Source organism: Pseudomonas corrugata (assembly GCF_001269905.1).
Lineage (GTDB): Bacteria > Pseudomonadota > Gammaproteobacteria > Pseudomonadales > Pseudomonadaceae > Aquipseudomonas > Aquipseudomonas corrugata.
In genome coordinates this window covers 347,181-362,817 of the sequence record NZ_LHVK01000014.1, presented here as the reverse complement: position 1 = coordinate 362,817, position 15,637 = coordinate 347,181, and the positions used below count along the sequence as shown (strand labels likewise).

Genomic DNA, 15,637 nt, shown 5'->3' with positions numbered 1-15,637 from the left:
CTGTCCCCTTTTTCTTAGCGAATAAGCTAAATAGTGTGGACTCTGGATGGGTTGGTAATGCTGTGGATTCGTCTAGTTTTAATGCTCTCAATAAAACAGGATCTTGGAGCGCGATGATGTGGGACTCTGGTAATAGGGTGGGACATTGGGTTGTCGTTAATGGCGTAGATGATGCAGGGCGAGTGAATATTAAAGATCCATTTAACGGTACTCAATATAAGATGGAAGTTGAGCAGTTTAAGGAGGCTTGGAATGGCCACTCCGTTTATAAGCAGTAGCGTTCTCGTTTGGTCCATGGTTTACTCGGAAGTTACCTGTGAAATGACCTATGTTTTTCTAGTTGATGGTGTTGAGTTTAGTCTAGTAGGAAGGCTGCATGAGAGTGGAGGTATAAGGGGGATTGAATGTAGTGATGAGTTGGAGGGTTTTTTAATGTCGCTTATGCCGTTTGATCATGGAGTGTCTAAAAAGCTGTCTGCGATATCTTGGAACTACGTCGATGGTGGTAGTGTTGAGCTTCCCATTTCTCTAGTTGCCTTGTAGAACGGAGGGTGTCAGAAATTTTGTGTTCGGGCATAACATGAGTAAGAGGTGCATGTATGCCAACCAAAAAGAAATCGCTTCGAGAATTACCGAAAGTCCCGAAAGAGCTTCTTGAGCAGTTTTCTGCCGCCCCGCTGATGACCGCGGAGGCCATCGAAGAGGCCTCTGCGGCGTTCAAGAAGGCGCTGATCGAGCGTGCCCTGAGCGCTGAGTTGGGCCATCACCTGGGCTATCCTCCGGGCGCGCAGCGTCCAGAGGATGAAACCAACCAGCGCAATGGCAAGAGCGGCAAGACGGTGCTGACCGGTGATGGCCCGCTCCGGCTGGATATCCCGCGTGATCGAGAGGGCAGTTTTTCGCCCATTCTTATTCCCAAGCATGAGCGCCGTTACACCGGTTTCGACGACAAGATCATCGCCATGTATGCCCGTGGGTGCGGATTCCACGGCCATCCGGCCACCTATTCCATGAACATCCGGCCACTAATTCCACGGTGATCCGGCCACCCGTTCCACGCTCATCCGGCCACCCTTAAGGCAGGCAGCAACGCAGGATTAATTCACTACCATCGACCTCTTTTATCGAAGCAGAGAGGTCGTCGTGGAGCGGTTATCCATGCGTAAGATTCGAGAAGTGCTACGTCTCAAATTCGAGGTCGGCCTATCTGCCCGCCAGATCGCTGTCAGCTTGCAAGTGGGTCGAGCCAGCGTCGGTGAGTACCTCAATCGCTTTGCTGCCAGCGGCCTGACTTGGCCTTCTGCGCTGACTGACGCCGAGTTGCAACGGCATCTTTTTCCGCCGCCGCCTGCCGTTCCCAGCGATCAACGTCCGATGCCCGACTGGGCTCATGTTCAAACCGAGTTACGCCGCCCCGGTGTGACGTTGGCCTTGCTCTGGCAAGAGTATCGACTCAGCCATCCGCAAGGCTTCCAGTACAGCTGGTTCTGCGAGCACTATCGCCTTTGGGCCGCCAAGGTCGATGTGGTCATGCGCCAGGAGCATCGAGCCGGAGAAAAGCTGTTCGTCGACTACGCAGGCCAGACCGTGCCGGTCATTGACCGGCGAACCGGCGAAATCCGCCAAACGCAGATCTTCGTTGCCGTGCTTGGAGCGTCGAGCTACACCTTTGCAGAAGCCACTTGGTCGCAGAAACTGCCTGACTGGCTGGGCTCGCATGCTCGCTGTTTTGCTTTTTTCGGCGGCACATCGCAGATCCTGGTACCGGACAATCTGCGCAGCGGCGTCACCAAAGCGCACCGTTACGAGCCCGATATCAACCCCAGTTACCGCGACCTGGCCGAGCATTACGGCGTGGCCGTGTTGCCTGCCAGATCTCGTAAGCCTCGGGACAAAGCCAAGGTCGAAGTCGGCGTGCAAGTGGTCGAGCGCTGGATCCTCGCGGCCCTGCGCAACCGCCAGTTCTTCTCGCTCGGCGAACTCAACACGGCAATCAGCGTGCTGCTCGAACGTCTTAACCAAAGGCCCTTCAAAAAGCTGCCCGGCTCACGCCGCTCAGCCTTCGAAACCATCGACCAGCCCGCACTGCAACCGCTGCCGGAGCATCCTTACGTCTACGCCGAATGGAAAAAGGTGCGAGTGCACATCGACTACCACGTCGAAGTCGACGGCCACTACTACTCGGTGCCGTACCAACTGGTGAAGCACCAACTCGAAGTACGCCTGACCGCGCAGACGGTGGAATGCTTCCACGCCAACCAACGTGTGGCCAGCCACCTGCGCTCGCAGCACAAAGGCCGCCACACTACCCAAACCGAGCACATGCCCAAGAGCCACCGCGAACATGCCGAATGGACACCACAACGGCTGATCCGCTGGGCGGAGCAGACCGGCCCGAACACCGCTGGCGTCATCGCCTACATCCTCGAACGCCGAATCCACCCGCAGCACGGCTTCCGTGCCTGCCTGGGCATCCTGCGCCTGAGTAAACAGCACGGCGAAGAGCGGCTGGAAGCCGCTTGCCAGCGTGCGCTGGCACTGGGCGCATGCAGCTACAAAGGCCTCGAATCGATCCTGCGCCAAGGTCTGGAGCGCCTGCCGCTGGCCCAGCAAAACCTGCCGCTGTTGCCCGACGAGCACATCAATCTGCGCGGCCCCGGCTACTACCACTGACCTGAAAAAGGAGCTTCGAAATGCTACCCAACCCAACCCTGGACAAGCTGCAAACCCTACGACTGCACGGGATGATCAAGGCGCTGAGCGAGCAACACTCAACGCCCGACATCCACGACCTGAGCTTCGATGAACGTCTTGGCTTGATGGTCGACCGCGAGCTGACGGAGCGTGAAGATGCTCGCCTGACCACTCGCCTCAAAGCCGCTCGACTGCGCCACAACGCCTGCCTGGAAGACATCGACTACCGCAGCCCGCGCGGCCTGGACAAGGCGTTGATCCTGCAACTTGGCAGCGGCCAGTGGCTGCGCGACGGCCTGAACCTGATCATCGGCGGCCCGACTGGCGTAGGAAAACCTGGCTCGCCTGCGCGCTGGCCCACAAGGCCTGTCGCGACGGATACAGCGTGCGCTACCTGCGCCTGCCGCGCTTGATGGAAGAACTGGGTCTGGCCCACGGCGACGGCCGCTTCGCGAAACTGATGGCAGGGTATGCCAAGACTGACCTGCTGATCCTGGATGACTGGGGCTTGGCACCGTTTACCGCTGCGCAGCGGCGCGACATGCTTGAGCTGCTGGACGACCGCTACGGCAACCGCTCGACGCTGGTCACCAGCCAGATGCCGGTGGACAAATGGCATGCGCTGATCGGCGATCCGACCTTGGGCGACGCGATCCTCGACCGACTGGTGCACAACGCTTATCGGATCGAACTGAAAGGCGAATCGATGCGCAGGCGCGCAACGAAATTGACGGCAACACAGACTTCAGACTAACAATGCAAACCTGCGTCGCTGCGCTCCGACTGCCTGGCCGGATGACCGTGGAATAGGTGGCCGGATGTTGGTGGGCTGGGTGGCCGGATGGCGTGGAATGCGCACCCGTGGGATGACGGTCAGAGAGATCCGGGCGTTTCTTTCCGAGCAGTACGGGACGGATGTTTCGCCTGACTTCATCAGCTCCGTGACCGACGAGGTGATGGAAGAGATTGGCGCGTGGCAACAGCGTCCCCTAGAGCCGATGTATCCGGTCATTTTCTTTGATGCTCTGCGGGTCAAAATTCGCGAAGAAGGTCTGGTTCGCAACAAGGCGATTTACTTGGCGCTGGGCGTTTTACCCGACGGGACACGCGACATCCTGGGTATCTGGATCGAGAACACCGAAGGGGCAAAGTTCTGGATGAAGGTATTCAACGACCTCAAGACACGCGGCGTCGAGGACGTGCTGATTGCCGTAACCGATGGCCTAAAAGGCATGCCAGAGGCCCTCAGCGCGGTGTTTCCGGAAACAACATTGCAGACCTGCATCGTGCATCTGATCCGCAACAGCTTGATTATGCGGCCTGGGACAAGCGTCGAGAACTGGCCAAGGCCCTCAAACCGATCTATCAGGCCATCAATGCACAAGCGGCGGAACAGGCTCTGGATGAGTTTGAGCGCGGGCCCTGGGGCAAGCAATATCCAACGGTTGTGGCGGCCTGGCGACGGTCGTGGGATCGAGTGATTCCATTTTTTGTTTTCCCACCCGCGATCCGCAAGGTTATTTACACCACCAATGCCATCGAGAGCATCAACGCTCAGTTACGCAAGATCATCAAGACCCGTGGCCACTTTCCGAGCGACGACGCCGCGACCAAACTGATCTGGCTGGGCTGCGCAATATCACAGCCAATTGGGGCTCGGCGGCGCATGATTGGAAAAGCGCGATGAATCAATTTGCGATTCTGTACGGAGATCGGTTCATCAGGCCGACCTGGTGAAATCAAGGCCTGCCTGGCGGCAGGCCGCTACCGGCCCGAACACAAAAAATCTGACAGTCCCAGCAACGGATATGTACCCAGCCCAGTAAGGCCGTCATCGCGAGCAGGCTCGCTCCCACAATTGGATCAGCGTACTGCCTCAGCCTTCAGTACCCCTCAGCCCCATAATCAACTACAAATTCAAACCCCACCACCCGCTCAACCCCCGTCTCCAACCGCCCATCCGGCAGGAGCCGCAACCACCGATACCCCGGCGCCTGCTCACCCACCGCAAAATCCACAGAACCAGGCACAAACTGAATACAGGTCGAAGGCGAAGCCAACAGACGCACCCCCTCACGCACCTGATCGATCTCCTGGTGCACATGACCCCAAAGCACCGCACGCACCTGCGCAAACCGATCCAGCACCGCAAACAGCGCATCTGGATTGCGCAACCCGATGGGCGCCATCCACTCACAGCCGATCGACACCGGGTGATGATGCAGACACACCAGATGATGCCGCTCCGGCGCCTCGCTCAAGGCATTGGCCAACAGGATCAACTGCTCCTCCGCCAGAAACCCGGGCACCGAACCCGGCACCGCAGAATCCAGCAAAGTGATGCGCCAGTTTCCAATGTCCACCACCGGGTCGAGCAATGGGCTCTGGACCGCCGCCTGGAGCATGACTTGCGGCTCATCATGATTACCCGGAATCCAACGCGCCGGCGCCTGGATCCGCTCGCTCATGTGCCGGAACGCTTCATAGGACTCCAGCGTCCCGTCCTGGGACAGGTCCCCGGTGGCAAGCATCAGGTCAACGTTCGGCTGCTGCTTCAGGACCAGGTCAATGACCGCCCGCAGGCTGTCGCGGGTGTTCATGCCCAGCAACGAGGCGTCGGCCCCGGCGAACAGGTGGCTGTCGGACAGTTGGACCAGCAACACCGGATCGGCGGTGGTCAGGGTGGATACGCTCGGCAAATCGCTCTCTCCCAGGCGCGATCACGCCATTGGATGAAGTCGCAATTATGCTGGGGATGATCGAAAGGGGAAACCCGTGAACCGGAACCGGTTCACAGACAGCGCACCATACTAGCGAACCACTTCGAACTCGTGACCCAGCGCCAGGCAATGACTCAGCCACTCGCCCAGGAACAGATTCAACTGGGCCTTTTCGTCCGGCTGGTGCATCGAGGCATTGGGGTAAGGATAGATGCCACGAAAGCGTCTAGCATGTTCGGCGCTCACCACTTCGGCCATGCGTGCATCGTGATAGACCTGAACCTCCAACTGCGGCACTGGCAACCAGGGAAGGCTGTGCTCCTGACGCACTTGCAAGGTGGTGGTATACGGACAGGTCTGCAGCACTTCGAGCGCCAGCACCCCGAGCATCTGGTCGCCGTGGGTCACGGCGATGCGGCGCGGCGCCGGGTCGTTGCGCATGTCCGGCAACAAGCGCATCAGACGGGCATAGTTGGCCTCGCAGGCTGCCTGTAGCCCAACCAGATCGACGCGATAGCGATCGCGCAGCTTGCTTAAGACCATAGCCCCCTCACTTCATCGCGATTCAAGGCCAGCCATTGCAAGGCAATGATGCTGGCCGCGTTGCAGATCCGCCCGTCGCGCACAGCCTGCAAGGCATCCTCGAAAGCCCAGGTCTTCACGCGAATGTCTTCGGCTTCCTCTAGTAGCCCGTGCAGGCCGCCCGCCCCCGTGCTGTCGCAACGCCCCAGGTAAAGATGCACAAATTCATTGCTGCCGCCCGGCGATGGAAAATATTTGGTCATCGGCCAAAGCGCAGCGAAGTCCAGCCCAGCTTCCTCCTGCGCTTCACGATGAGCAACTTCTTCCGGTTGCTCGTCCTTATCGATCAGGCCCGCTACCAGCTCGACCAGCCAAGGGTTGGGGGTCTTGCCCATGGCGCCGACACGAAACTGCTCGATCAACACCACCTCATCACGTTGCGGGTCGTAGGGCAAGACGCACACCGCATCATGGCGCACGAACAACTCACGGCTGATTTCACGGCTCATGCCGCCGGCGAACAATTCATGGCGCAGTTGGACGCGCTCGAGCTTGTAGAAACCCTGATAGCAGCTGTCGCGTGTGACAATGTCCACGGTAGTCGGCGTGGCGTTGGCGAAATCAGTCATGGCAGTCCTCGTCTGGAGCAATCGATGCGAGGTTCCTACCTCGGCTTCGCGCCATCCTAACGCGCCCGTCCCCTTTGATGCAGCCCCTTTCCTCTCATCGGGATGGACGGCTGAAGGTGAAAGAATTCTAATGAGTCTAGTGGCGAACTGATTGCCTTGCTGACAGTCGAAGCGGGTAACTTTTTGCTTTTCCCTGTTTCATGAAGGACGCCCATGTCGCTTTTCAGAGTTGCTTCGCTGGCTGCCATTGCCCTGACACTGGGTGCTTGCCAAAGCCTGTTCCAACCCAACTACCGCACTCCGCTGGAAACCACCCGCGATGCCTCGGAGCAATTGCAGCAAGGTTGCGCCAGCGCCGACTGCCCGTTGGTGAACATCGACACTGTGCACTTTCCTGCCGAGCCGGCCCTGGACGGTATCGTCGAAAAACGTCTGCTGCAAATGACCCGCACCACACCCGATACCCCGGTGGCGCCAACGCTGGCAGCCTATCGCGAGCAGTTCTTGCGCAGCGCCGCGCCGCGCACCAGCAGCTACTTGCAGGCCAAGGTACGTGAGCAACATGACGGCCTGGTGATCATCGAGTTGTCCAGTTACCTGGACACCGGTGGCGCCCATGGCACTCCGGGGCGCGGTTTCATCAATTATTCGCGCCAGCAGCACAAGGTACTGGCGTTGTCGGACATGCTGCTGCCGGGCCAGGAAGAAGCCTTCTGGAAAGCCGTCCAAGTGGCTCATAACAGCTGGCTGATCAGCACCAAGCTGGATCAGGAGCCGGAGTTCCTGAAGCAGTGGCACTTTCAGAAAACCCAAAACGTGGCGCTGACCTACGGCGGGGTGATCCTCAAGTACGAAACCAGCACCATTGCGCCTTACGCCCTGGGCCACATCGAACTGAAGATCGCTTACCCGCGCCTCAATGGCATTCTCAAGCCCGAGCTGTTTCCCGGCCGTAGCTGAAAGCCCGGCCCAGCAACAGTTGCAGCAGCCCTGCCAGAACCAGTGACGGCAGGGTTGCGCCGATATCCGGGTAGAAATTGGCCAGCAAGTGATAAGTGCTCACCCCGCCCAACCAGGCCAACAGTGCCGGCCAGCGCAACGAAGCTGAGACCACCTGGCTGCTGCGTTTGCGCAGGATGAAGTGATCCACCAGCACCACGCCGAACAGCGGCGCGAACACCGAGCCGATCAGCAAAAGAAAGTTCTGGTACTGCGCCAACGGCGCAAAGCAGGCGATCAGGGTGCAGATGACGCCAATCGCCAACGCCAGGTGCTCGACCTTCAATCCCGATAACATGCCGCTGGATACTGCCGCCGAATGGATATCGGCGAAAGCATTCTCCGACTCGTCCAACAGAATCAACAGCAGCGGGATGCCCAATCCCGCGCCCGCCAGGGCCAGCAACAGCGCATTGACTTCACCGCTCGGTGCGAACGCCAGGGTGTAGGCCACGCCCAGGCTCATCAGCCAGAAGTTACCGATGAAGAACCCCAACGCCGTGCCGCCAAAGACACTGCTGGCGCGCTTGCCGAAGCGCGAGTAATCGGCGATCAGCGGGAGCCAGGACAACGGCATGGCAATCGCAATATCAAAGCCCACGGCCAAGGGCATCGAACCGTCACCGGCCTGGGCCCACAGTACTGCCAGATCGGCCTTGGCGAACAGGTTCCAGGTCAGCCAGGTGCACGCCGCCAGCAGCAGCCAGATACCCCACTTGCGCAACACTTTGCGCACGAAGGTCAGCGGCCCGCTCACCGCGAGCAAGGTGGCCAGAGCACCGAAGAACAAGGTCCACAACAGCGGATTTGCCCCGAGGCTGCCTTCGCTGAAGGCCCGGGCGCCCAGTAGGCTGGCGGCATCGCGCATGACGATGATTTCGAACGAGCCCCAGCCGATCAACTGCAGCAGGTTCAATATCGCCGGCACGCTCGCGCCCTTGCTGCCCAGGCTGAGCTTGAGGGCAGCCATGGCCGACAGCCCGGTGTCGCTGCCGATGACCCCGACTGCCGCCAGCAGCAGGACGCCCGCCAGTGTGCCGAGGAAAATCGCCAGCAATGAGCCGCTCAGGCCCAGGCCAGGTGCCAGCAAGGCACCGACCTGCAAGACCATCAGGCCGATGCCGAGGGAGAACCACAGGGAGAAGAGATCCCGTGCGCCGAAGACGCGTTTGTCCGTGGGGACGGCGATGTCGGGGGAGTAGGTGCTGGGTTGGATGTTCAAGGGTGTTGTCTCAGAGGATATCTGTTGTTTTAGCGACCGCTATCGCGAGCAGGCTCGCTCCCACAAGGGGCCGGTGGCAGACACAGGGTTCGTGCACACCGCGATCCATTGTGGGAGCGAGCCTGCTCGCGATGGTGGCGGTGAAGACACCGCCACCATCAGCTCGGATCACACTTTCTTGTAAAGCTGACTACCTTCCTGCTTGAACCGCTCAGCCTGCTCCGCCATCCCCTGGGCGACGTCCACATCCACCGCTTCGATGCGCTGGTTGGCCGCATACTCGCGGACTTCCTGGGTAATCTTCATCGAGCAGAACTTCGGCCCGCACATCGAGCAGAAATGCGCGACCTTGGCCGAGTCCTTCGGCAGGGTTTCATCGTGGTACGAGCGAGCGGTGTCCGGGTCCAGGCCGAGGTTGAACTGGTCTTCCCAGCGGAACTCGAAGCGCGCCTTGCTCAAGGCATTGTCGCGGATCTGCGCCCCCGGGTGGCCTTTGGCAAGATCGGCCGCGTGGGCGGCGATCTTGTAGGTGATGATCCCGGTCTTCACGTCATCCTTGTTCGGCAACCCCAGGTGTTCTTTCGGGGTCACGTAGCAGAGCATGGCGCAACCGAACCAGCCGATCATCGCCGCACCGATGCCGGAGGTGATGTGGTCGTAGCCCGGCGCGATGTCGGTGGTCAGTGGGCCGAGGGTGTAGAACGGCGCCTCGTCGCAGCACTCCAGCTGCTTGTCCATGTTCTCCTTGATCAACTGCATCGGCACGTGGCCAGGGCCTTCGATCATGCACTGCACGTCGTGCTTCCAGGCGATCTTGGTCAGCTCGCCGAGGGTTTCCAGCTCACCGAACTGCGCTTCGTCGTTGGCGTCGGCAATCGAGCCCGGACGCAAGCCATCGCCCAGCGAGAAGCTGACGTCGTAGGCCTTCATGATTTCGCAAATGTCTTCGAAGTGGGTGTAGAGGAAGTTTTCCTTATGGTGCGCCAGGCACCACTTGGCCATGATCGAACCGCCACGACTGACGATGCCGGTAACGCGCTTGGCGGTCATGGGCACATAGCGCAACAGCACGCCAGCGTGGATGGTGAAGTAGTCGACGCCCTGCTCGGCCTGTTCGATCAGCGTGTCGCGGAACAACTCCCAGGTGAGGTCTTCGGCCACGCCGCCGACTTTTTCCAGGGCCTGGTAGATCGGCACGGTACCAATCGGCACTGGCGAGTTGCGGATGATCCACTCGCGGGTTTCGTGGATGTGCTTGCCGGTAGACAGGTCCATCACCGTGTCCGAACCCCAGCGAATGCCCCAGGTCAGCTTCGCCACTTCTTCTTCGATGGACGAACCCAGTGCGCTGTTGCCGATGTTGCCGTTGATCTTCACCAGGAAGTTACGGCCGATGATCATCGGTTCCAGTTCGGTGTGGTTGATGTTGGCCGGGATGATCGCGCGGCCCCGAGCGATTTCGTCACGGACGAATTCCGGCGTGATGATTTTCGGTACGCTGGCGCCGAAGCTGTGACCAGCGTGTTGCTGATCCAGCAGACCGGCGGCGCGGGCCACTTCCAGCTTCATGTTTTCGCGGATGGCGACGTATTCCATCTCGGCAGTGATGATGCCTTTGCGTGCGTAGTGCATCTGGCTGACGTTGGCACCAGGCTTGGCGCGACGCGGATTGTTCACGTGGGCGAAGCGCAGCTTGGTCAGCTCGGGGTCGGCCAGGCGCTCCTGGCCGAAGTTGGAACTCAGGCCAGCCAGGCGCTCGGTGTCGCCACGGGCTTCGATCCACGGCGAACGCACGTCGGCCAGGCCTTTGCGCACGTCGATGATCACGTTCGGGTCAGTGTACGGGCCCGAGGTGTCATACACCGTCACCGGCGCATTGATCTCGCCACCGAAGTCGGTCGGTGTAACGTCGAGACTGATCTCGCGCATTGGCACGCGGATATCCGGGCGGCTGCCCTGGACATAGATTTTTTGCGAGCGGGTAAAGGGCTGAACCGATTGCTGATCGACCTGGGCCGAATCACTGAGGTTGATCGCGTTTTTTGATTTTGTCGTCATCACGGGTTCTCCAGACACACATCCAGGCAGTGGATTTTTGTCGGAGCGAACCTGTAGCGAATGGACGCAATCCTGCACGACGGTGCGGATGCTGTGCTTGATGCACGAGTGTGTTCGACGGTCGAACAACATCCCGGACGAAGCACAAGAGGACTCGCCGGGTGACGAGAAATCTTGTTCCCTACGCAGGCGCTAACCTGATCAGGTTCAACGGGATCCGAAATTATTCGATCTCAGCCTCATAGCAAGGCACCCCGACAAGAACCTGGCCAGTCTAGACACAACCACCGCAGAACGCCATCACCGCAGCAAAAGGCGTGATGAATGGCGCATATACAGGATTGTTGCCGTGCCCGTGCGCAACTACACTCGCTACGCCGCGCCTCTTGTGCGCAATCATTTGAGAAGTAGGGATCGCCTCATGCTGCGCAAACTCTCACTGGCCCTTGCCGTGTCTTGTGCGTCCAATGGAATGGCCTGGGCTGCCGAAGCGCCCTTATCCACCCGGACCGATCTGGTGAGCGTGTACCAGGAAGCGGTGGATAACAACGCCGACCTGGCCGCTGCCCGCGCCCAGTACGGTGCCCAGAAAGAAGTGGTGCCCCAGGCCCGCGCCGGGTTGTTGCCCAACCTGTCGGCCGGTGCCGACCTCAACAACACCCGTACCGAGCTCGACCAGCCGGCGCTGACTGCCACCCGCAGCGCCACGGTTTACCAGGCCACGCTGTCCCAGCCCCTTTTCCGGGCCGACCGCTGGTTCCAGTTGCAGGCGGCAAAATCCGTCAACGAACAAGCGTCGCTGCAATTGTCGGCCACCGAGCAGAACATGATCCTGCAAAGCGCCGAGAGCTATTTCAACGTGCTGCGCAGCCAGGACAATCTGGCCTCGACCAAAGCCGAGGAAGCAGCTTTCAAGCGTCAACTCGACCAGTCCAACGAACGCTTCGACGTGGGCCTTTCGGACAAGACCGACGTGCTGCAGTCCCAGGCCAGCTATGACACGGCCCGAGCCAACCGGATCATTGCCCAGCGTCAGGTCGAGGATGCATTTGAAGCACTGATCACCCTGACCAACCGCCGGTATAACTCGATCCAGGGGATTGTCCACACGCTGCCGATACTGCCGCCGGTCCCGAATGATGCCAAGGCCTGGGTCGACACCGCGGCCAGGCAGAACCTCAACCTGCTGGCCAGCAACTACGCCGTCGACGCCGCTGAAGACACCCTGCGTCAACGCAAGGCCGGTCATGCGCCCACGCTCGACGCGATAGCCCAGTACAAGAAAGGCGACAACGACGGCCTCGGCTTTACCAACCCGAGCCCGACCGGCCAGCGTTACGGTGGCGATGCCGAGCAGCGCACCATTGGCCTGCAGTTGAGTATCCCGATCTACAGCGGCGGGCTGACCAGTTCCCAGGTTCGGGAGTCCTACTCGCAACTCACCCAGACCGAACAGCAACGCGAAGGCTTGCGCCGGCAGGTGGTGGAAAACACCCGCAACCTGCATCGCGCGGTGAACACCGACGTGGAACAGGTCCAGGCGCGGCGCCAGTCGATCATCTCCAACCAGAGCGCGGTGGAGGCCACGGAGATCGGTTATCAGGTGGGGACTCGCAACATCGTTGACGTACTCGATGCCCAGCGCCAGCTGTACACTTCGGTGCGCAACTACAACAACGCCCGCTACGACTACATCCTCGACAACCTGCGCCTCAAGCAGGCTGCCGGCACCCTGAGTCCGGCCGACCTGCAGGACCTGTCACGCTACCTCAAGCCGGACTACAACCCGGACAAGGACTTCCTGCCGCCAGACCTGGCACAAGCAGCAGAGCAGCAGTTGCGCTCAAGGCCGGGGCAGTAATCCAGCGGCACGTCTGTGGCGAGGGGATTTATCCCCGCTGGGCTGCGCAGCAGCCCCAAAACCTGATAGTGCGGTGTGTCAGGTAGTTTGAAGGGGGGCGCTTCGCACCCCAGCGGGGATAAATCCCCTCGCCACAAGAGCAATGATCACCGGCCGGAAATCAATCGCCCCAACCCCTCCAGCAACCGCTGCAACGCGCCCTGATTGGTGCGCATCACCTTCAATCCCGCCTCGGCCATGCGCTGTGCATCCCGGGGCAGTTCGAACAGCCGTTGTATCGCCAAGGCCAGGCTTTCGGCATCTTCGACCTCCTGCAAGGCCCCGGCGCTGCGCAGTTGCGCGGCGATTTCGAGGAAGTTGAACAGGTGCGGCCCGCTGAGCACCGGTTTCGACAGCGCAGCCGGTTCCAGCAGGTTGTGGCCGCCGTTGGGCACCAGGCTGCCGCCTACGAACGCGCTATCGGCCAATGCATAGAGAAACAGCAACTCGCCCATGGTGTCGCCCAGCAGCACCGAGACTTGTGCGGTAACGGGTTGTGCGCTGGAACGCCGGACCGTGGCAAGACCTTCGCTTTCACACAACTGGTGCACGGCGTCGAAGCGCTCGGGATGACGCGGCACCAGGATCAGCAATGCATCGGGGTAACTGTCGAGCAGCCGACGGTGCGCGGCCAACACCACCTCATCCTCGCCCTCATGGGTGCTCGCGGCGATCCAGACCGGGCGATCCGACGCCTGCCATTGGTTGCGCAGGGCACTGGCGTTTTCGAGCAGTTGCGGGTCGATGGTCAGGTCGAACTTGATCGAGCCGGTGACCTCGACAGTGTCCGCACGGGCGCCCAACTGGCGGAAACGTTCGGCCTCTGCTTCGGTCTGGACGGCAAACAGGCTCATCTCGGCAAGCATCGGCCGGGTGAGTTTGGGGAAGCGGGCATAGCCCCGGGCCGAACGCTCCGACAAACGCGCATTCGCCAAGGCCACGGGAATACCGCGCTTGGCGCATTGATGGATGTGGTTGGGCCACAGCTCGGTTTCCATGATCACCGCCAGCGTCGGCCGCACCCGATTGAGAAAACGCCTGGCAGCACAAGGCAAGTCGTAAGGCAAATAACAATGCTGAATGCGCGGCTCATTGGCGAATAACGCCTGGATCCGCTCCGAGCCCGTGGGCGTCATGCAGGTCACCGTGATCGGCAACTGTGGATAACGTTGCAACAGGGCGCGAATCATCGGCGCGGCGGCGATGCTTTCGCCCACCGACACTGCATGGACCCAGATGCCTCCCTGTGTCATGACCGGCAAGCCCCAGGAGAACCGCTCGCCGATGCGCCGGGCATACGCCGGCGCCTTGCGCGCCCGTAGCCACAGCCGAATCGCTACCAGTGGCAGCCCCAGGTAAAACAATGCGCTATAGAGAATTCTGTTCATGGCGGCGGAGTTTATCGGTTTTTCAGCCGATCGCCTGCAACTGCACGGCAAAACGTTCCGCCAGCCAGCGCGCAGCCGGGCCCAGGGGCTCGTCGCGGCGCCAGACCAGCTCAACCACCAGCGCTGGCGGGGTCCATTCACTGTTGAGTTCGACCATGTCGCCCAGGTACGCCGGATACTGCACCACGTGCCGCGGCAGCCAGGCCCAGCCCAGGCCACTTCTCAGCCATTCGGCCAGGACGTAGAAACTGTCGGCGCGCCAGACCTGCGGGCTGGCCTGCTCGCTGCCGGGGTAGACGCTGGACTGGGTCGCCATCAGCAACTGCCGGTGCCGGGCCATTTCCCGGCAGGACACGTAGTCGTGGTTGGCCAGCGGATGCCCTTTGCTACACACCGTGACCATCTCGACGCTGCCCAACACTCGGCGCTCCAGCGCTTCGGGGATCTGGTCGTGGTAGAACAACAAGCCCAGGTCAGCGCGACGCTCCACCAGTTTGCGCGCCACATCGCCCTGGGCGGCACTGGCCAGTTGCACCTCAAGGGTGGGGAATTGCTCGGCCAACGCCGCCAGACTGTCGATGACCGGTTGATAGGGCATGGCCTCGTCCTGGGCCAGGCGCAGCGACGCTTCCTGCCCGCGCATCAAGGCCAAGGCCCGGCCATTGAGCCGTTCGCACTGGCGCAACACTTCCCGCGCTTCTTCCAGCAATGCCTCTCCAGCATCGGTGAGCTTCGGTTGGCGGCCGCTGCTGCGCTCGAACAGGCTGACACCTAAATCGGCTTCCAGAAAGGCAATCGCGCTGCTGACAGCCGATTGGGCCTTGCGTTGATCCCGGGCCACGGCAGAGAACGAACGCTGTTCGGCGACGCCCACGAACAGTCGCAATTGCTCAAGATTCCACTCAACGTTCATGACCCAACCTATCTCATTAACAGATAGGTAATGACTTTACCGCATCTAGCCACGCACTAGAATGGCGACATCGAAAGACGCAACAGTCAAAGAGGTCTCGCCCATGAATGCCTACTACTACCTCGCTATCGCCATCTGCGCCGAAGTGATCGCCACCGTTTCGATGAAAGCGGTGAAAGGCCTGAGCACGCCCCTGCCTCTGGTGCTGGTGATCGCGGGCTACGGCATCGCTTTCTGGATGTTGACCCTGGTGGTGCGCAGCGTCCCGGTGGGCGTTGCGTATGCGGTCTGGGCCGGGATGGGCATCGTCATGGTCAGCGTCGCGGCGCTGTTCATCTACGGGCAGAAGCTGGACGTGCCGGCGATGCTGGGAATGGCGCTGATTGTGCTGGGGGTTGTAGTGATTCAACTGTTCTCCAAGACCGCCGGACATTAAGGAACACGAAACACCTCTGCATGGAATACGTTGTGGCGAGGGGATTCATCCCCGCTGGGCTGCGCAGCAGCCCCAACCTGACAGCGCCGGGTTGTAAAATCGCATGAACAGGGGCGCTTCGCACCCCAGCGGGCGATGCGACGTTTCGCTAAATCC

At 60.5% G+C, this 15,637-nt stretch carries 13 protein-coding genes, 3 pseudogenes and 1 riboswitch; of the genes and pseudogenes, 9 read left to right on the top strand and 7 right to left on the bottom strand.

The window, feature by feature from the left end; genetic code table 11:
- The first annotated feature begins 35 nt into the window (after positions 1 to 35).
- The 6 genes and pseudogenes from AD665_RS28230 to AD665_RS19835 form a co-directional block, all read left to right on the top strand.
- Complete coding sequence (locus AD665_RS28230) at positions 36 to 278, top strand: cysteine peptidase family C39 domain-containing protein (RefSeq protein WP_080996600.1); 243 nt, start codon at positions 36 to 38, stop codon at positions 276 to 278.
- Positions 253 to 543, top strand: coding sequence for a hypothetical protein (locus AD665_RS27525; protein WP_053193287.1), 291 nt, complete (start codon positions 253 to 255; stop codon positions 541 to 543). The genes AD665_RS28230 and AD665_RS27525 overlap by 26 nt, the downstream gene beginning before the upstream one ends.
- Before the next feature lie 56 nt (positions 544 to 599).
- Positions 600 to 977: pseudogene (locus AD665_RS19850) on the top strand (transposase); the annotation flags it as partial.
- A gap of 181 nt (positions 978 to 1,158) precedes the next feature.
- Positions 1,159 to 2,673: an IS21 family transposase gene (gene istA / locus AD665_RS19845; RefSeq protein WP_024776536.1), complete on the top strand. Its 1,515-nt coding sequence runs from the start codon at positions 1,159 to 1,161 to the stop codon at positions 2,671 to 2,673.
- Between the two features lie 20 nt (positions 2,674 to 2,693).
- Positions 2,694 to 3,448 (top strand): annotated as a pseudogene (istB, locus tag AD665_RS19840) (IS21-like element ISPsy14 family helper ATPase IstB).
- 97 nt (positions 3,449 to 3,545) lie between these two features.
- Positions 3,546 to 4,431: pseudogene (locus AD665_RS19835) on the top strand (IS256 family transposase); the annotation flags it as partial.
- A 146-nt stretch (positions 4,432 to 4,577) separates the two neighbouring features.
- Here AD665_RS19835 and cpdA read toward each other — a convergent pair.
- From cpdA to AD665_RS19820, 3 genes are all read right to left on the bottom strand, one after another.
- Entirely contained in the window at positions 4,578 to 5,393 is an 816-nt protein-coding gene (gene cpdA / locus AD665_RS19830; protein WP_024781419.1) for a 3',5'-cyclic-AMP phosphodiesterase, read from the bottom strand.
- A 111-nt stretch (positions 5,394 to 5,504) separates the two neighbouring features.
- Positions 5,505 to 5,957, bottom strand: a complete 453-nt coding sequence (locus tag AD665_RS19825) for a DUF1249 domain-containing protein (protein ID WP_024781420.1) — start codon at positions 5,955 to 5,957, stop codon at positions 5,505 to 5,507.
- Positions 5,948 to 6,565: an NUDIX domain-containing protein gene (locus AD665_RS19820; RefSeq protein ID WP_024781421.1), complete on the bottom strand. Its 618-nt coding sequence runs from the start codon at positions 6,563 to 6,565 to the stop codon at positions 5,948 to 5,950. Before AD665_RS19820 ends, AD665_RS19825 begins: the two co-directional genes overlap by 10 nt.
- 213 nt (positions 6,566 to 6,778) lie before the next feature.
- Between AD665_RS19820 and AD665_RS19815 the strand changes: the two genes are divergently transcribed.
- Positions 6,779 to 7,525 carry a DUF3298 domain-containing protein gene (locus AD665_RS19815; protein WP_024781422.1) on the top strand — a complete coding sequence of 249 codons (747 nt, stop codon included), beginning with the start codon at positions 6,779 to 6,781 and terminating at the stop codon, positions 7,523 to 7,525.
- On the opposite strand, the gene cytX is transcribed toward AD665_RS19815, so the two are convergent.
- Both cytX and thiC read right to left on the bottom strand, forming a co-directional pair.
- Entirely contained in the window at positions 7,494 to 8,786 is a 1,293-nt protein-coding gene (gene cytX / locus AD665_RS19810) for a putative hydroxymethylpyrimidine transporter CytX (protein WP_053193281.1), read from the bottom strand. The two genes, AD665_RS19815 and cytX, sit on opposite strands and share 32 nt — an antisense overlap.
- Before the next feature lie 168 nt (positions 8,787 to 8,954).
- A complete protein-coding gene (gene thiC, locus AD665_RS19805; RefSeq protein ID WP_024781424.1) occupies positions 8,955 to 10,844 on the bottom strand; it encodes a phosphomethylpyrimidine synthase ThiC in 1,890 nt (629 codons plus the stop codon).
- A gap of 161 nt (positions 10,845 to 11,005) precedes the next feature.
- Positions 11,006 to 11,111: riboswitch (TPP riboswitch) on the bottom strand.
- 154 nt (positions 11,112 to 11,265) lie between these two features.
- On the opposite strand from thiC, the gene AD665_RS19800 reads away from it, so the two are divergent.
- Positions 11,266 to 12,705 (top strand): TolC family outer membrane protein, encoded by a 1,440-nt coding sequence (locus AD665_RS19800; RefSeq protein WP_024781425.1) that lies wholly within the window; start codon positions 11,266 to 11,268, stop codon positions 12,703 to 12,705.
- A 146-nt stretch (positions 12,706 to 12,851) separates the two neighbouring features.
- Here the strand turns inward: AD665_RS19800 and waaA are convergent, their stop codons facing one another.
- Positions 12,852 to 14,132: a lipid IV(A) 3-deoxy-D-manno-octulosonic acid transferase gene (waaA, locus tag AD665_RS19795; RefSeq protein ID WP_024781426.1), complete on the bottom strand. Its 1,281-nt coding sequence runs from the start codon at positions 14,130 to 14,132 to the stop codon at positions 12,852 to 12,854.
- 22 nt (positions 14,133 to 14,154) lie between these two features.
- On the bottom strand, positions 14,155 to 15,045 hold the full coding sequence (locus AD665_RS19790) for a LysR family transcriptional regulator (protein ID WP_024781427.1): 891 nt from the start codon (positions 15,043 to 15,045) through the stop codon (positions 14,155 to 14,157).
- A 103-nt stretch (positions 15,046 to 15,148) separates the two neighbouring features.
- Between AD665_RS19790 and AD665_RS19785 the strand changes: the two genes are divergently transcribed.
- Positions 15,149 to 15,481 (top strand): DMT family transporter, encoded by a 333-nt coding sequence (locus tag AD665_RS19785; protein ID WP_024781428.1) that lies wholly within the window; start codon positions 15,149 to 15,151, stop codon positions 15,479 to 15,481.
- The last annotated feature ends 156 nt before the right edge of the window (positions 15,482 to 15,637 follow it).

Bases quoted from the DNA above. Each gene is read 5' to 3' on its own strand.
- AD665_RS27525 (WP_053193287.1), top strand. From the start codon at position 253: ATGGCCACTCCGTTTATAAGCAGTAGCGTTCTCGTTTGGTCCATGGTT.
- istA (WP_024776536.1), top strand. From the start codon at position 1,159: ATGCGTAAGATTCGAGAAGTGCTACGTCTCAAATTCGAGGTCGGCCTA.
- AD665_RS19825 (WP_024781420.1), bottom strand. From the start codon at position 5,957: ATGGTCTTAAGCAAGCTGCGCGATCGCTATCGCGTCGATCTGGTTGGG.
- AD665_RS19820 (WP_024781421.1), bottom strand. From the start codon at position 6,565: ATGACTGATTTCGCCAACGCCACGCCGACTACCGTGGACATTGTCACA.
- AD665_RS19815 (WP_024781422.1), top strand. From the start codon at position 6,779: ATGTCGCTTTTCAGAGTTGCTTCGCTGGCTGCCATTGCCCTGACACTG.
- thiC (WP_024781424.1), bottom strand. From the start codon at position 10,844: ATGACGACAAAATCAAAAAACGCGATCAACCTCAGTGATTCGGCCCAG.
- AD665_RS19800 (WP_024781425.1), top strand. From the start codon at position 11,266: ATGCTGCGCAAACTCTCACTGGCCCTTGCCGTGTCTTGTGCGTCCAAT.
- waaA (WP_024781426.1), bottom strand. From the start codon at position 14,132: ATGAACAGAATTCTCTATAGCGCATTGTTTTACCTGGGGCTGCCACTG.
- AD665_RS19790 (WP_024781427.1), bottom strand. From the start codon at position 15,045: ATGAACGTTGAGTGGAATCTTGAGCAATTGCGACTGTTCGTGGGCGTC.
- AD665_RS19785 (WP_024781428.1), top strand. From the start codon at position 15,149: ATGAATGCCTACTACTACCTCGCTATCGCCATCTGCGCCGAAGTGATC.